General features: G+C 29.3%; 16 protein-coding genes and 2 tRNA genes. 2 read left to right on the top strand and 16 right to left on the bottom strand.

Features of this window, described 5'->3' with window-relative positions:
• Positions 1 to 55: 55 nt before the first annotated feature.
• The 3 genes from O3I44_RS00600 to pfkA form a co-directional block, all read right to left on the bottom strand.
• Entirely contained in the window at positions 56 to 196 is a 141-nt protein-coding gene (locus O3I44_RS00600; protein WP_303717262.1) for a hypothetical protein, read from the bottom strand.
• A 702-nt stretch (positions 197 to 898) separates the two neighbouring features.
• The gene (pyk, locus tag O3I44_RS00595) at positions 899 to 2,314 is read right to left on the bottom strand and encodes a pyruvate kinase (protein WP_303717261.1); all 1,416 of its coding nucleotides are present in this window, start codon (positions 2,312 to 2,314) and stop codon (positions 899 to 901) included.
• A 992-nt stretch (positions 2,315 to 3,306) separates the two neighbouring features.
• Positions 3,307 to 4,275: a 6-phosphofructokinase gene (gene pfkA / locus O3I44_RS00590; protein ID WP_303717260.1), complete on the bottom strand. Its 969-nt coding sequence runs from the start codon at positions 4,273 to 4,275 to the stop codon at positions 3,307 to 3,309.
• An 82-nt stretch (positions 4,276 to 4,357) separates the two neighbouring features.
• Here pfkA and O3I44_RS00585 point away from each other — a divergent pair, with 82 nt between their 5' ends.
• A complete protein-coding gene (locus O3I44_RS00585; RefSeq protein WP_303717259.1) occupies positions 4,358 to 5,548 on the top strand; it encodes a phosphopentomutase in 1,191 nt (396 codons plus the stop codon).
• A gap of 36 nt (positions 5,549 to 5,584) precedes the next feature.
• On the opposite strand, the gene O3I44_RS00580 is transcribed toward O3I44_RS00585, so the two are convergent.
• A tRNA-Lys gene (locus tag O3I44_RS00580) sits at positions 5,585 to 5,660 on the bottom strand.
• 4 nt (positions 5,661 to 5,664) lie between these two features.
• Positions 5,665 to 5,751, bottom strand: a tRNA-Leu gene (locus O3I44_RS00575).
• Positions 5,752 to 5,909: 158 nt separating this feature from the next.
• Between O3I44_RS00575 and O3I44_RS00570 the strand changes: the two genes are divergently transcribed.
• A complete protein-coding gene (locus tag O3I44_RS00570; protein WP_303717258.1) occupies positions 5,910 to 6,179 on the top strand; it encodes an FKBP-type peptidyl-prolyl cis-trans isomerase in 270 nt (89 codons plus the stop codon).
• A 1,032-nt stretch (positions 6,180 to 7,211) separates the two neighbouring features.
• Here the strand turns inward: O3I44_RS00570 and metG are convergent.
• From metG to O3I44_RS00520, 11 genes are all read right to left on the bottom strand, one after another.
• On the bottom strand, positions 7,212 to 8,747 hold the full coding sequence (gene metG / locus O3I44_RS00565; RefSeq protein WP_303717257.1) for a methionine--tRNA ligase: 1,536 nt from the start codon (positions 8,745 to 8,747) through the stop codon (positions 7,212 to 7,214).
• Complete coding sequence (locus O3I44_RS00560; RefSeq protein WP_303717256.1) at positions 8,740 to 9,561, bottom strand: tRNA1(Val) (adenine(37)-N6)-methyltransferase; 822 nt, start codon at positions 9,559 to 9,561, stop codon at positions 8,740 to 8,742. Before O3I44_RS00560 ends, metG begins: the two co-directional genes overlap by 8 nt.
• A 95-nt stretch (positions 9,562 to 9,656) precedes the next feature.
• Positions 9,657 to 9,740 (bottom strand): desulfoferrodoxin family protein, encoded by an 84-nt coding sequence (locus tag O3I44_RS03630; RefSeq protein ID WP_373317544.1) that lies wholly within the window; start codon positions 9,738 to 9,740, stop codon positions 9,657 to 9,659.
• A 101-nt stretch (positions 9,741 to 9,841) separates the two neighbouring features.
• Positions 9,842 to 10,018, bottom strand: coding sequence for a hypothetical protein (locus tag O3I44_RS00555; protein WP_303717255.1), 177 nt, complete (start codon positions 10,016 to 10,018; stop codon positions 9,842 to 9,844).
• A gap of 10 nt (positions 10,019 to 10,028) precedes the next feature.
• The gene (locus O3I44_RS00550; RefSeq protein WP_303717254.1) at positions 10,029 to 11,021 is read right to left on the bottom strand and encodes a class-II aminoacyl-tRNA synthetase family protein; all 993 of its coding nucleotides are present in this window, start codon (positions 11,019 to 11,021) and stop codon (positions 10,029 to 10,031) included.
• 30 nt (positions 11,022 to 11,051) lie between these two features.
• On the bottom strand, positions 11,052 to 11,780 hold the full coding sequence (nagB, locus tag O3I44_RS00545; RefSeq protein ID WP_303717253.1) for a glucosamine-6-phosphate deaminase: 729 nt from the start codon (positions 11,778 to 11,780) through the stop codon (positions 11,052 to 11,054).
• A 9-nt stretch (positions 11,781 to 11,789) separates the two neighbouring features.
• Positions 11,790 to 12,884 carry an N-acetylglucosamine-6-phosphate deacetylase gene (nagA, locus tag O3I44_RS00540; protein WP_303717252.1) on the bottom strand — a complete coding sequence of 365 codons (1,095 nt, stop codon included), beginning with the start codon at positions 12,882 to 12,884 and terminating at the stop codon, positions 11,790 to 11,792.
• Positions 12,850 to 13,518, bottom strand: a complete 669-nt coding sequence (locus O3I44_RS00535; protein WP_303717251.1) for a hypothetical protein — start codon at positions 13,516 to 13,518, stop codon at positions 12,850 to 12,852. Before O3I44_RS00535 ends, nagA begins: the two co-directional genes overlap by 35 nt.
• 271 nt (positions 13,519 to 13,789) lie before the next feature.
• A complete protein-coding gene (locus O3I44_RS00530; RefSeq protein ID WP_303717250.1) occupies positions 13,790 to 14,029 on the bottom strand; it encodes a hypothetical protein in 240 nt (79 codons plus the stop codon).
• Positions 14,030 to 14,257: 228 nt separating this feature from the next.
• Positions 14,258 to 15,706, bottom strand: coding sequence for a phosphopyruvate hydratase (gene eno, locus O3I44_RS00525; RefSeq protein WP_444542272.1), 1,449 nt, complete (start codon positions 15,704 to 15,706; stop codon positions 14,258 to 14,260).
• A gap of 267 nt (positions 15,707 to 15,973) precedes the next feature.
• Entirely contained in the window at positions 15,974 to 16,855 is an 882-nt protein-coding gene (locus O3I44_RS00520) for an ROK family protein (RefSeq protein WP_303717249.1), read from the bottom strand.
• Positions 16,856 to 16,925 lie beyond the last annotated feature (70 nt).

Raw genomic sequence — 16,925 nt, 5'->3', positions numbered from 1 at the left:
TTGAATTTTTGATTGTTCTATTTAACAGCTTTTTGCTGATGAATTTATCCTTATTTTATAATTCACTTATGACTTTTATGTATTGTGATTCTGGAATAGAAATAGGGGCTAGTTCAAATATCTTTTTATTTGAGTCAACATTTTTAAGCATCCGATCAAGATTTAAAGTATATTCTTCTGGTCTACCCATGACCATATGAACTTGATTCTACCTGTATAATGAATCTTGAGTAAATGAATTTGCCATTTTTATTGAACTTTTAATATGTCTCTATATTCCATATATTGAGTCTTCATGTATACCCAAAATATAATCAACGTTTTTTAGTTTTTCATTATTGAATTTTCACATGCTTTCTAAAACTACCCTAAATCATTTTTTAGACATGAAAAATATGATTCTATATTTGATTTAGGAATTGAAATTTTTATTTTGTTTTTATTGCAAAACTCTTCTAAAACAATGGGTTTAGCATATTGAAATTAAATGTCGTTGACATTAATAGCCTAGAATTGGCAATGCTCTTTAACTATATTTGCAAGAGAAACATTTGGGAGTATGGATAAAAACATTAATTAGTAGTGTTTCTAATTTGAGTACATCTTTTGTTGTTAAATCAACTTCTACTATAATATGCATTACGTTCATTATTTAATATAGTTTTTTATTTAATTGTTAATGATGCATCATTAAGAATTGAAGCATTTACTTTATTTCTAATATCAAAATGTTCAAATACTCTATTACCTTTTCCTTTGCCAATATAAAATGCTGTTTAATCTTTATTTTTGCCTATTGTCAATAAATATACATAGAAATTTAGTTTTTTAATTGTTTGGGATGAGAATTTATTCATAATAGCCATTAAAAAATCCCAAATGAGGTTAAATCACAAAACTATAATGTTAATTCAGAGATTTTATCATTTTGAACAACAAGTATTTTATCACCAAGTTTGCCATTGAATCTTGTCGCAACATTTTTAGCAGCATTTAAATTTTCTTTGATTGTAGTAAACATTGAAGTTTCTGGAAAAACAAATACTGAAGATGTAATTCCAAATTTAGTTATTTGTTTAGGATCTGCAACGACACCAAGAATAGCAAGATTTGGTCTAAACTTAGCAACCTCTTTTAGTAAAGCACCTGTACTAGAGAGAACAACGGCAAATTTATATTCACTAGAAATAGCCTTTCGAGCAATCATTTCAGCTATAACAGCTCTTTGCCCAGTAGATGCCTTGGCAACTTCATCTAATTGAACTTTATAAAATAGTTTATTATAGAAATCTACTTCAGCTGTTTCATTAATCTTTGCCATAACCTTAACAGCCTCTACTGGAAAGTCTCCGGCAGCTGATTCACCTGACAACATTGTTGCATCTGCTCCTAATTCAGTAGCAAAGTAAACATCAGTTACTTCAGCTCTAGTTGGATATGGTGTCGACTCCATTGAATCAAGCATTTGTGTTGCCACAATAACTGGTTTACCGGCTTTTCTACATTTTCTAATCATCATTTTTTGAGCACCCGGGACTTTATAATAAGGAATCTCAAGTCCTAAATCTCCACGAGCAACCATAACACCATCGGTTACTTTTAATATTTCATCAAAATGATCAACTGCATATTGAGATTCTATTTTAGAATATATTAGAATTTCTTCTGCCTTTTCTTCTTTAAGAATTGTTCTAATTTCCTTTATGTCTTCTGGTGTATTAACAAATGAGGCTGCAATAAAGTCGACTCCTTGTTTGGCACCAAATCTAATGTCTGCTCTGTCTTGATCGGCTAAAAACGCCATTGAAAATTTTGTTCCAGGAAGATTAATACGTTTGTTATTTTTTAGAATATGATGGTTTCTTGTTTTTGCAAGAATCACTCCAGGCTTAACATCAGTAACATCAAGTACTAGCTTACCATCATCTACTAATACAATTTTACCAATCTCTAAATCTATTGACATATCATAAGCAGTTGTAAATGAAGTTGTTGTGCCTTCCCTATTTTTATAAGAATCAGCGTCTGTGTAAATTGTTACAATTTCATTTTCAGCAATTTCTTGAACTCCATCTTTCATTTTACCAATTCTTATTTCTGGACCTTTAGTATCTAACATCAAAGAAATTGGTTTACCTTTTTCCTTAGAAATTTCTCTTGCTGTTACAATTCTTGGTCCTTGCTCTATATGATCACCATGTGAAAAATTCATTCTAATGGTTGTCATACCAGCATCAAACAATTTACCCATAACCTCTTTGGATTCTGATGCAGGACCAATTGTTGTAATAATTTTCGTTCTTTTTTCAATCATTTTATCTCCCTTGCATTTTTATTTTACTACAAATAAATTTTCTAAAAAAACTATTTTATTTGTGATGCTCAGAATTATTTAATAGGAATTTTTGCTTTTAAACATTTTAGAGAAATTATGCTTAATCCTCTAAATAAGTTTAATACAAAAAGTCTTTATCAAATAATGATAAATTTATTTTAACATTTTAATAATTATCTTGAATTAATAAACAAGGCTTTTTTAATATACTTGCAATACCCATTGAGCTTGTTTCTGTAGCATGAATTTTATAAGATGGGTAACCCTCTTTTTGGTTTTGTGAATTCGTCTATTTGCTAGTATGGTTTTGGTATACATGACAGCAAATTTATTTTCATATTTGCTTGCCTTGTTTTCCAGAAGATAGATACCATCCACATTGATAGTTAATGTGTTTAATTTTGTTGTCAACTTCACTGACTTAAAATAAAATTCCTCTTGCTTCATCATTTTAGTAATTTGATATGAGCTGATTTTTTCTTTAAATATTTTTACAAGTGCCTTATAATAAGTTACTGAATTTACGTCTTTAGTAAAAAAATGATAAAAACATTTTTGGATATATGCTTATGGTTCAAGCCCGATAAACTTATCAAATAGAATCATACATATTTTGGTAGCTCCATCTAAATTAAATATATTTTTCTTTCAAAAATGATGTCTCCAAAGGAAGTGAAAATTGTTCTTAAACCACTTCTTTTGTGATCTTGCCATTGCAAGAAAATTTCTTTTTCAAAAATTGTTTTTCTTTTAATTTAAAATAAAAGTGTCCTTTCTTGGCTTGGTTACCATTATTTTAAAGGACTATCCTCTCATTGGGGTATTTTTTTTATCAAAAACAAAAAATCCTCATCAAAATAAAAACTTTATTCTGTTATTCCTACTAAATTCTTATGCGTACTAACATAATTACTTTTCAAAAATAAAGTTTATTAAAAAATATTTCATTAATAATAAAAATTTACAATTAATTACGCTTGGTTTATTTTATTGATTTTATTTGTAAGCTCCACTCTTTTTCTTCTAGAAATTTTTAAGGCGTCCATAATTGGTATTGCTTTCATTGACCCAGAAATTTCACCAACAGCAAAACCAGATTTATTTTCTAATAATAACTCAACGGATTTAATTCCCATTCTAGTGGCCAAAATTTTTTCTTGTGCAGACGGAATCCCACCCCTTTGAATATGTGCAAATGAAATACCTCTTGTTGCCACGCCAGATATTTCAGAAATTGTTTTAGCAGCCTCATGAATATCTTCAAAAATAAACTCAGATATCAAGACAATCACAGAACGTTTTCCATTTTCTTTTTGTTCTTTAACTTTTTGTGCAACCTTCTCTATTGACATTTGAACTTCATTTGTAACAATGATTTCTACACCAGTTGCAATCCCGCCATATAGCGCTAAATCTCCACAACCGTGACCCATTACTTCGATGATCGCTGCCCTACCATGTGAGTTCATTGTGTCTCTAATCTTTTCAACATTTTCAACAACTGTATTCAAAGCAGTATTATAACCAATGGTGAAATCTGATGAAGTAATATCATTATCAATTGTTCCAGGCAAAGCAATTGTCTTGACACCTAATTCATGTAACCGCTGAGCCCCACGATAGGAACCATCTCCACCAATGACAACTAAAGCATCAATCCCCATTTTTTTTAAGTTATTTTTAGCAACTTCTCTTATTTTTGGTTCTAAAAATTTTGGAAATCTTGCAGAGTAAATAAATGTCCCACCTTTGGAAATATATTGATCTACATTCACATCACTTGCCGAAATGATATCACCTTTGTAAAGACCACTGTATCCTTCATACACTAAAAAAGGCTCAACATTATTAATTTTTGCCGTTTTGACAATTGCTCTTATGGCATTATTCATTCCTGGAGCATCTCCGCCAGAAGTTAAAATAGCTATTTTTTTAATCATTTTTTCCTACCTTTATTTATACTTTATTGTTTTCAATTATTATACTTTATTTTAGAATATACTTTTATATAAAGAGGTAATAATGAAAAAACAAAATAGAGTAATAATGATTGTTACTGATTCCTTAGGAATTGGTGGAGATAAAGAGGCTGCTAAATATAGAGATAAGGGAGCCAACACATTTTTACATATTAGTCAAACTAATTTATTAGAAATTCCAACATGGAAAAAATTAGGAATTGACTCCATTGCAAAATTAACTGGTTTTAATAAAGCTGTTAATCAAACTGCTTACATGGCAAGAATGCAGGAAATATCAAATGCCAAAGATACTTTAGCTGGACACTGAGAAATGATGGGAATTAAAACTGAAACACCATTTCCTGTATTTACTGATACAGGTTTTCCTGATGATATGATTAAGGTTCTTGAAAAAGCATTTGATGGTAGAAAAATTGTTGCCAATGCATCATATTCAGGAACAGTTGTTTTGAATAAATTTGCAAATCAAGAAATTAATGATAATAAAATTATTGTTTATACTTCTTCGGATTCAGTTTTACAAATATGTGGCCATGAAGAACATATGGGGCTTGATAAACTATATGAATATTCTCAGAAAGCAAGAGCGATTTGTGATTCAAATCCCAAATGAAGGGTTGGCCGGATCATTGCTAGGCCATATATAAGTGAAAACGGAAGTTGAAAGAGAACCTCAAATAGACACGACTATGCAGTAACCCCACCCAAGATTACTATTTTAGATGAGTTAAGCAAAAAGGGGACAAAGGTTATTGGAGTTGGAAAAATAAATGACATTTTTGTTGGGCAAGGGATAAATGAATCTCATAGAAGTACAAGTGATGATAATGGAATGGACATCACAATAGACCTTGTTACAAAAGACACAAAAAATGAATTTATTTTTATTAATTTAGTTCAATTTGATTCAGACTATGGTCATAGAAGAGACCCTGAAGGGTATGCAAAAAATATTAATAGATTTGATATTAAACTAGCAAAATTAATAAACGCAATGAAAGAAGATGACTTACTAATTATTACTTCTGACCATGGTAATGATCCAACATTTCCCGGTTCAAATCACACAAGGGAGCAAGTTCCTGTGACAATATTTTCAAAATCATTTGAAGCAAAACCAAAGTCACTTAAAGAATTTAAAGGTTTTGGAACAGTTGGAAACATAGTTGCAAGAGTATTTGGGATAGATAATGTTGATACTGGTGAAGATAGATTTGATGAAATTAAATAATATTTTTAATGCATAAAAAAGCACCCAAGGGTGATATGGTACGCTGTAGAGGATTTGAACCTCTGACCAATTGGTTAAAAGCCAACTGCTCTACCTACTGAGCTAACAGCGCTATATGGTACCCGGGACTGGAATTGAACCAGCACAGTATTACTACCGGGGGATTTTAAGTCCCCTGCGTCTACCTATTCCGCCACCCGGGCATATTTGAGTGCCTTATAATTATAGACAAAAAAATAAAAACACACATGATAATTATTTTAATTCGTGAGAAACATAAATTACATAAATCATTTATGAGTTTCATGGTTCATTCCAAGACTTAAAGAAATTATTGAATAGTAATCTATATAATATTAATATGAAAAATATAACAAGCGGAGATAGAGTCACATTTGACTTTGCAGGATATTTAGATGGTAAAGCTTTTGATGGAGGAAGAGCCAAAGATTACACATTAGTAATAGGATCTGGACAATTCATTCCTGGATTTGAAGAAGGAATGATTGGTCTAACTATTGGAGATACTAAAAATATAAAATTACCTTTTCCGGAAGATTATCACGCTAAAGAACTAGTGGGTCAAGACGTAGTATTTAAAGTAAAAATCATTTCAATCAAAAAAAACTAAGTAAAACAAACAATTAAAATGTTTGTTTTTATTATGTGTTAAATATCTATAAAATAAAAAGAAGCAAGGAGATATATATGAAAAACAAAAAACATAAATTAATTATTCATCTTGGTTTCTTAACATTAATAATAGTACCAACAATATCGTAATATCATGTGGTTCAGATAATACACAAACAAAAGATATCAATTTAGATTATCTGCATTCAAATCAAATATAAGTGAGAGAGTTAAATTTAATTTTACAAGATATTTAAATGGTGTAAGATTTAAAAGAAGAACAACAAAAGATTACACATTAGTAATTGGATCTCATACTTTAGTTTAAGATTTTGAAGAAGGATAGATAGGATTATCTGTAGGTAATACAAAAGATATACCAGTAACTTTTCCGTTAAATTATTATCCAAACTTGGCTGGTAAAGCTGTTATCTTTAAAGTAAAAATAAATGCAATAGTAAAAGCAAAGCAAAACAAACATTAATGAACTTTCAAACGGTAATGATGTTACTAATACAAATACTAATTATTTTAAAATCATTGCAGTTAATGAAAATACTGAAAAGATCTATGTTGATAATTTTCATATGAGAAAAGAAACAAAATATGAAACAGATGCCCATAGAACATATATAGATTCTGTATCTTTTACAAGACTAGAGAATGTTAAAATACATTAACACAAGATTATAATATGTTCAATTCTTTGTCACTAGTTAACGGGATGACATTGAATAGGAATTGATTGATAATTACATTATCATATAAGCAGTAGTAATTATTATCGCATTGATTGTTATGCTATGAATATTAAAGAATTATATGATCAATAAAAATGTTAAAGATAAAAAACATAAAAATAATTAAAGGGATATTTATGTCAAAAACAGGATTCATATAGATTATATTTATATATATTAGTAATGTACTAATTATTCATCTTTATTAATTTTAAAATAGAGAAGATATTTATCCAATGTAAAGCCATTTTCATAAGTCTATATAATTTTTAGTCCAACATACATGATAATTATTTAATTCTTTCAAATAATGGTCCACCAGTTTTAACAATTACTTTATCAAATTTAGTAAAATCAGTTATATTTTCAAATGACAACTCAGTGATCCCTAACATATCACTTGCTTCCTTAGCTTTATTAGGAATCACGATTGACAACAATGCTGTAACGGCATAAATACCATTCAGAAGAGTGTTTAAAATTATTTCTAGTCTGGATTTATTTTCTTTTAATGTCCATGGTTTTGTAATATCAATATATCCATTTAATTCTCGAGAAAGATTCATAACAGAGTCAAATGCATCTGTTGGGTTGAACTCATTAAATTTATCTTTAAAAATAATTAATGTTTCACTAATTAATGAGAATATTTTTTCATCAACTTTTGTTAAAGAATCTCTATACTTAACTGGTGCATCGAAATTTTGATGCATCATAGCAATTGTCCTTGAAAGAAGATTGCCATAATTATTGGAAAGATCTGAGTTAATAGCATTCTTCAAAATTTCTTCATCAAATATACCATCATTACCAAGTTTTAATTTAGCAGAAAAGAAATACTTCACTTGCTCAGATCCAAATTTATCAATTAGTTTTATCGGATCAACAACATTGCCCTTTGACTTAGACATTTTCCCATCTGGTGTAATAATTCATCCATGAGACAATATTTTTGTTGGTTGTCTAAGTCCAAGTGATTTCAATATTATTGGTCAATATATGCAATGAAATCTTGTAATTTCCTTGCCAACCAAATGAACAATTTCATCACCGTTAACTCAATATTTGTTAAAATCATCATCATTTTCTGAATTATAACCAAGTGCTGTAATATAATTACTTAGAGCATCAATTCATACATAAATAACATGAGTCTTATCCTCGGAAACAGGCACTCCTCAGCTAAAAGAGGTTCTTGATATAGATAAATCATCTATGCCTTTATCGAGAAAATTAGAAAGCAATTCTTTTATAATTTTATGAGGCATAATGAAGTCTTTGTTCTCGTGAATATATTTTTTTAACCAATTCTCATAAGCACTTATCCTAAAAAAATATGATTCTTCTTCAACCTCGACAAGATCATGTCCTGATAAGGGATGATAATATTTTCCTTTATCCAGTTTTGCTTGTGTTTCTGTTAAAAATTCCTCATCAGAAATAGAATATAACCCTTTATATGTCCCTTTGTACATTAATCCATCATTAAGGAGTTGTGAAAATATTTTTGAAATCGCTATCATGTGGTCTTTGTCAGTTGTTCTAGAAAAAAAATCATATTCTATACCTAATTTATCTCATAGATTTTTAAATGATAATGCCATTTTATCAACATATGCTTGTGGATTTACGTTAAATTCTTGGGCTTTTTTTTCAATTTTTTGTCCGTGCTCATCAGCTCCGGTCAAAAATTTTACATCATAACCATTCATTATTTTATAGTTAGCAAAAGTCCTTGCAAGTGTGGTTGTATAAACATGCCCAATATGCAAATCTCCTGATGGATAATAAATTGGTGTTGTTATATAAAATGTTTTTTTACTCATTTGTATTCTCCTTAATCTTTATAGGCTTATAAAGTTTCTTAATTTCATCCTTGTATTCATGTTCGTTAAAGTCATCTGTGTGTAAATAAAGGTTTTTAAGAAAATGTGTTCCTCATCCAGCTTTATATCTTCCTTCAACTAATACTAAGTTTGACTTTTGATTTTCCCGCGGATGGATAAACTGAACCCTTTTTGGCTCAAAGCCATATTTTCTCATTAAAACAAATATATCAACAAGTCTCTCGGTTGGTTCAACAATAGCTAAATAACCCTTTTGTTCAATGATCTTTGCAGACCCAACAATTAGTTGTTCGAGATTAAGATGAACTTCATGTGTTGCGTTGTGAAGTATATCACTACCATTTCTTCTAATAGATGCATCTATCTTATAAAATGGCGGATTACAAATTATGGAATCAAATTTTTTCATTTGTAATTTAGCGTGTTTTTTATGATAATCATTGAAGTCAATATGTTCTAGATGTATTTGTTTTTCTTTTTTATTTAACTTGACATTTTTTTTGGCAATTTCAAGAGGCTCTTGTTGGATTTCTATGGCATGAATCATGAGGGATTTATTTCTTTCGGAAACAAATATTGATAATGCTCCATTATTTGTACCAACTTCAAGCATGTTTTTTGTTGAAGAACTTATAGAAACAAAATTTCCTAAAAGAATTGTATCAATAGAATAGTTAAACATTTCTTTATCTTGGTAGACAAAGAGATCTGAATCATATCCTAATGAATTTTTAACTAATTTACCCACAGCTATTATCCTTTCTAATAAAAATATCAAGTAGGGGGCTAACATACCACCCCCAAAAGACTCTATATTCGTATAGTGAATTAATCTTTTAAACTAACCGGTTCATAACCACCAGAATTACAGTTTTGATATTTATTTAATTATAAAGTATATACCCATAAACCATGCAGGTGACAAAATGCAATGGCTGTAACTTTTTTATCTTTTGGGACATTGAATTCCACAATTGGATCTTCGTTGTGACCCAATATTTTCTATAGCTGTATTTACCATCAATCAACAACTCCAGAAAAACCATCTTATATTAATCATTGTTAGAGTGATACTAATTTTTATCAGTTTTAACAATATAACTTGTTTTTGTTCCCTCAATAAATGGAACCTGCTTGTTTGTATCAGGATTATTAGTTTGTGGTTTTGCTACTGATAAATCAGTGGACATTTTGCCAACATCATTTGCTAACATTTCAAATAGTATTCAAGCTTTTTTGTAATATTTCACTATTTCTTCTTTAAATAATATTGATTTTATATTTTTCAATAATTGTTTTTGTTTCTTTTGTATCAACACCAGATTGTACTTCCCCTATGTGGCCCTTTCTGAGTATAACCATCATAATTCTATATAGATCAATTTTGATCTCTAATATTTTAAATTTTTGCTTAGTTAATTTTTTATAGAAGTCAAGCTCAAGGTATTGCATTTTTTTATAATATCTTAACTGGTCTTCTAGTTCATTGCCATTTGCCAAAATAGCTATTGAAGCAACATTTATAATATCAGAGCTGATCACATCTTTAAAGATAATTTCATAATGCTTTTTGAGTTCATATAATTGTTCAGGCACAAACTTGTGTTTCTTATTTGAAAACAATTTGATTCCGGGTTCAGACAAGATGAATGCATCTTCTTTTAAAATCTTTTCATATTCCTTTTCTGACGCGGATAAGTTTACATATTCTATATTCAGATTTTGTGAAGAGAATATTTTCACATCTTCAGGAAACGGATTTTTTTCATTCATTGAGTTATATGAATCTTCTAGAAATGAGAATAATAAATCATAGATGTCAAAGGCAATATTTTTTAGATATGTATTAGTTGCTTTTTCCTTGTCTATTTTATATTGAAGGAGTAATTCACTCTTAGATGAAAATATCGATGGAGAAAATTCTATATCTCTTCAGATTGTTTTTGATTCAGTCAAAAGACCTTCGTGATTATTAACATCAATTTGATCAATCATTTTTCTGAGCCAATTAGTATGAGATAAATAGATTTTATTCACTTTATACTCATGTCCTGAATCAAAACTGATGGGTCTTGTAATATTTGGCATATCAATTGCCTCATCTGCATGTTCCTCTAAAAATAGTGGCGAATCAATTCTTATAGATTTAAATTGTTTTTTTAAATAATTTATGAGTTTGTTTTTATACAAGTCTATCTTAATTATTGTTTCTTTTTTTGTTGTGCTAGATGTGTATGTTGAATTGAATTTCATATCCTAATTATATAAAAATACATGTATAATTTATCGCATTAAAAGAGATGCAGCATCTTTGTCGATTATCACAACAACATTATCGTGATTTTGTAAAAATGATGCTGGTACATTTGTTGTTATTGGTCCATCAACTAATTTTCTTATTGCCTCTGCCTTCTTTTTACCAGATGCCATTAAAATGATTTTTTTAGCTTTCAAAATTGTCTTAATACCCATGGTAATTGCTGTTGTTGGAACATTATTTTTATTATCAAAATATCTAGAATTAGCATCAATTGTCGATTGTGTTAATTGCACAATAATTGTCCCCGATGTCTCTGATGAGCCTGGTTCGTTGAAACCAATATGACCATTTTCACCAATACCAAGTATTTGTAAATCAACACCATCATGTTTTGTGATTAATTCATCATATTTTGTTGCATTTGCTTTTACGTTTCCCTGGCCAGATGGAATGTAAGTGTTTTCTTTATTAATATCAATATGATTAAAAAATTTATTATTCATATATGAAAAATAAGAAGTAGCATGGTCTTTATTTATCCCAACATATTCATCTAAGTTAAATGTAGATATATCTTTAAAAGTAATTTCTTTGTCTTTATTTGATCTAATTAATAATTCATACATTTCTTCAGGTGTTGCACCAGTTGGAAGCCCTAAAACTGAATTTAGCTTATTTGTAATTTGTTGCTTCACTAATTGATAAGCTTTTTCTGACATTTCTTTATGATCATTTGTAATAATTAATTTCATATATGCCCTTTATTGTTTGTTTCCATTTATATACACTTCTTTAATATTAAAATTTTTATCCATCATAATGATGTCTGCAAAATAGCCTTCTTTAATTTTGCCAACACCAATTAGATTCATATTTTTGGCTGCATTATATGATGTCATTGCCACAATATCTTGAATATCATAACCCAATAATATTAATTTGGAAAAATTTGAATACATTGTTGCTGCTGATCCGGCAATGGTGTTTGAGCCCTTAAGAGTTATCTTATCTCCTGACTTGGTTATTTCTAGACCACCACTTTTTGAATTTCCGTCAGGAAGACCAGATGGCCTAATGGAATCTGTTACTATAACTATCTTATTGGGTCCCTTAGATTTTATTGAAAGCTTAATTGCTTCTTTATCAACATGAACTAAATCGGTAATTAGCTCTGCATATACTGTGTCGGTATTTAAAATAGCTTCAACAACACCTGGTTTTCTATTTTGAACACCACTCATAGCATTTCATAAATGAGTACAAGAATTAGCCCCTAAATTAATGGCATTTATAACATGATCATATGATGCGTTTGTATGACCAATAGATGGAGATATTCCCAATGATACCATTTCTCTAACAACATTGTTTGGCGTGACCTCAGGTGCAAAAGTGATCTTCTTAATTAATCCATTAGCTTTTTTTTGTAATTTTGTAATATCTCCATACTTTGGTTTAATAATGTATTGAGGATCATGTGCACCTTTTTTTTCATGAGAAATATATGGGCCCTCTAAATGTATACCTAATATTTTAGAACCATTAAATTTTGCATCAGAAATATTTTTTAATGATTGATGAATATTTTCTAGTGATTCTGTCATAACGACAGGAAAAAAGGAAGTTGTTCCATGGTTGCCAAGATCGATAGATAATTGTTCAACAGCTTCTCGAGAGTCCATAGCATCGTTACCCATGAAACCATGAATGTGTGTATCAATAAAACCTGGAACAATAATTTTTACACCATTGCCTTTAATTCTTTCAATGCTAACTATTTTGTTATCTTTTATTTCAATATTGGCATTGCTAATTATTAAATTATGATTGATTATTTTTACGTTTTTTAATTGCATATTTCACTTTCTTCTGTATTATATTACAAATTGTGTTGTTTAATGTTATTTGGTCATGAATTCTTAATAAATATTTTTCATTATTATTCGATATGAATAAAAAACCATATTCCTTGTATTCATAAGATTCTATTTTTGAAAACGGAAATGATAACTCAATATCAGATCCAATAACAATTATTCGCTTGTTGGAAACTAATAAATCACCTTTGCTGATTTTTTCCATATTCTTTTCCCTAAATAAGATTGCATTCGTAAATTTAACGCCTATAGATTCTCTTTTAGATAACTTGATATTGCTATTAATTATTTTGATATGGCGATCAATGGAAAATGCTCTTTCTTCCAATGTAAATAACTGTGATAACTCAATATCATTCAGCCTTATTCTTGTTTTCCTTATTATTCTTTTAATATTAATAAATAATCTTTCATCATCCAATTTGCTGTTAACAATCCATTTATCTACTAAATTATGTAAGAACATCTCTCTGTCTCTGTGTGTTTCATTTTTCAAAATAAAATAAATCTTATACCAAGGAATAATATTTATGTTTTTATAATTTATTTTATCTCTATATTGCTCTTCCATTAATAAAAATAAAATATGTGATTTGTGCTGATTTAGTCTCATATAATATAGTATATAATACATTCATGAAATGAGGTAAATATGTTTGGGAGGGTGTGCATAATTATTTAGTAGGAATTTTTGCTTTTAAACATTTTAGAGAAATTATGCTTAATCTTCTAAATAAGTTTAATTCAAAAAGTCTTTATTAAATAATGATACATTTATTTAACATTTTAATGACTATCTTGAACTAATAAACAAGGTTTTTCAATATACTTGCAATACCCACTGAGCCCGTTTCTGCAGCAGGAATTTTATAAGATGGCTTCAGTTACCTTGTATGTAAAACAATATCAGAATGAAGTTCATATATTTCAGAAAAGTTAACTCCTCCCTCTTCCAGATCAGTTGTTATTTCTCATTGATTATATCTTGCAACATTTAGCATAATCACCTTATGTCCAACATCTTTAGAGAATGCTATCTCATGTTTCATTGTTTTTGTAATTTGTGTTACTTGAACACCAGATCCACTTATCCTTGGGCAAAACAAATTAAAAATAATTTTCATCCTAAATCATTTTGGAAATTCATATTATTCTATGGTCTTCAATTACTTATAATTAATAAATCAAAATTACCAATTTTTGTTATAAAAAAATATGCAAACTTACCATTGCCATAAAATATATATTCAAACGAATATCATCATTCATTAAAACAAAATTATTTATAAAATAAATTGATATTTAGATGCTAATAAAAACAACCAACATTAATTAGTCATAATATTTATTTTTTAGTATCTTTTTTTCTTTGGCTCATTTGTTGAAGCATGTTTTTTAGCACCCACAACAGATGGTTTTTTAGCATTTTCAACATTTCTGCCAAGGTTATGGAATGTTTTATCCCCATCAAATTCAGCCGCAACTCCAAGCTCTTCTTCAATTTTAAGAAGTCTATTGTATTTTGCAATTCTATCTGTTCTTGACATTGAACCAGTTTTAATTTGTCCAGTGTTAAGTGCAACAGCTAGATCAGCAATTGTTGTATCTTCTGTTTCTCCTGAACGATGTGAAACAACACATGTATATCCAGCTTTATGAGCAAGTTCAATAGTATCAATTGTTTCAGATAGTGAACCAATTTGGTTTAACTTAATAAGAATTGAATTCATTGCATCTGTTTTAATTGCATATGTCAGAATATTTTTATTAGTTACAGTGATATCATCACCCATGATTTGAAGATCTCCACCCATTTTTTTAGTCATTAATTGAAAACCAACTCAATCTGTTTCATCAAGTCCATCTTCGATGGAAATAATTGGGAATTTTTTAACTAATGCTTGGAAATATTCAATAATTTCTTTAGAGGTAAATTCTACTTTAGATTTTTTGATTGCATCAGTTATGAATCCTGGTTTCTTAGCTTTAATGGCTGCCTTCAGTTTTCCAAATACATATTTGTTTCCGTTATATAACTCTGATATAGCTGGATCCATTGCAATAGCAACTGCACCTTTACCTTTTGTTGCAGGTTTAAATCCTGCTATTTTAATCGCTTTAACCATGAATTCAAGTGCTTCTTCATGAGACCTAAGGTTAGGGGCAAATCCACCTTCGTCTCCAACTTGCGTTCCGTGACCTGCATCGTGCAATAGTTTAGCAAGATTATGGAAAACCTTATTAGCCATTTGAAGTGCTTCTCTAATTGTAGAAGCCCCAACGGGCATAATCATAAATTCTTGAAAATCAAGTGTATTTGAAGCATGTTCACCACCATTAATAACATTTAGCATGGGAACTGGTAATTTTCTAGCGTTAGTCCCACCAATATATCTATATAAAGGTAACCCAGTTTCATCAGCAGCAGCTTTTGCAATTGCTAGTGAAACAGCAAGAATTGCATTAGCTCCTAATTTTAATTTATTTTTAGTTCCATCCAGTTTAATCATTGTTAAATCCAAAGACCTTTGATTAGAAACTTCTAGCCCAACAAGTTTAGGTGCAATTATTTTATTAACATTATCAACTGCCGTCATAACACCTTTACCACCGAATCAATTTTTTTCGTATTTAGTACCTTTGTCCCTTAATTCATAAGCTTCCAGCATGCCAGTTGATGCTCCTGATGGAGCAATTGTTGTACCAAATCCTCCAAAATCCGTCTCTACCTCTACTTGTATGGTTGGATTACCACGTGAATCCAAAACTTCTCTAGCGTGAATGTTTGTAATAACTGACATTTATTCTCCTTTTAGTTTATTTAATCGTACATTATGTATGCAATATACTTGGTTATTATATAACATTTTTATTTCTATTTTAATAGATTAAAAAAGATGGTAATTATTCCCTAATTATTAGTATAATAAAATATAAAGAAAAATGACTTATTTGTCATTCTTTTTCTTTGGTGGATTGATTGTTTTGTCTAAATGTAAATTCATCTACATATGACTGCATTCACTTACTAACTATTAAGGGATAATTACCCATAAATTTATTTACCATTATAGATTATTATTGAATGTTCAATATGCTGCACCATAGATACCAGCATCAGCGCCTGTTTTGGCAGATAATATTTTGGTTGGTTTTGCAATAAAATCATGCTGAAAATCCTCAACCATTCATTTTAATAAATCTGTAAGTGGTTTCCCAATGGTTGACGGACTCCCTGCAATTATTATGACAGCGGGATTTATGGCTGACTCCATGATAGAAATATGTTCTGCAAGTGGTCTTAATGATTTGCTAAAAGCTTCTACGATTTTACTATCTCCATCGATAAAAGACTGAGCAGCTTCTCTCACTGTACTCTTTTTACCTGTTATTTCAAAAAGTGATTTTTCAATTCCAATTGCTGATGACATGGGCTCAACGCAATTTTTCAATCCACACGTACATTCTCTTTCGTCTTGAAAAAATCCACCATGTCCAAACTCTCCAGCATATCCATTTTCTCCAAATATCAATTGCCCATTAATAACTATTCCTCCACCGATGCCAGCTCCTATGGTATATAGAACAAGTGAATTATAATCTGATCCAGCACCAACTCAATATTCTCCAAGTGCGGCAGCATTTGCATCATTAACCACAAAAACATCTCTCTTGATTTTCCTCTCAAATTCTTCTTTAAATTTGTAATTTTTAAGATTTAAGTTTCCGGATAATGTAACAATGCCATTTTTATGATCTATAAAACCAGGAACAGCACATCCAATTGCTTTAATATCATCAAGGTTTATATTGTTTAAAGAAAATGAATCAATAATATCATTAATCACATTATTTTTATTAGTTTTTAGAATATATTTTTTAACTATTTTTTTATCTTTAACAACACCTATTTTAATTGTTGTACCACCAATATCTATTCCTAATATCATGAAATGATTATACATAGTAAATTTATAAATATGTTTTAATAAACAAAAAACATAATTTCTATATCATGTT

The sequence above is a fragment of the Candidatus Mycoplasma mahonii genome, from assembly GCF_030550815.1.
Classification (GTDB): Bacteria; Bacillota_I; Bacilli_A; order Mycoplasmatales; family Metamycoplasmataceae; genus Mycoplasma_O; species Mycoplasma_O mahonii.
The sequence above is the reverse complement of the archived record's forward strand: the minus strand, read 5'-3'. Positions and strand labels throughout refer to the sequence as shown.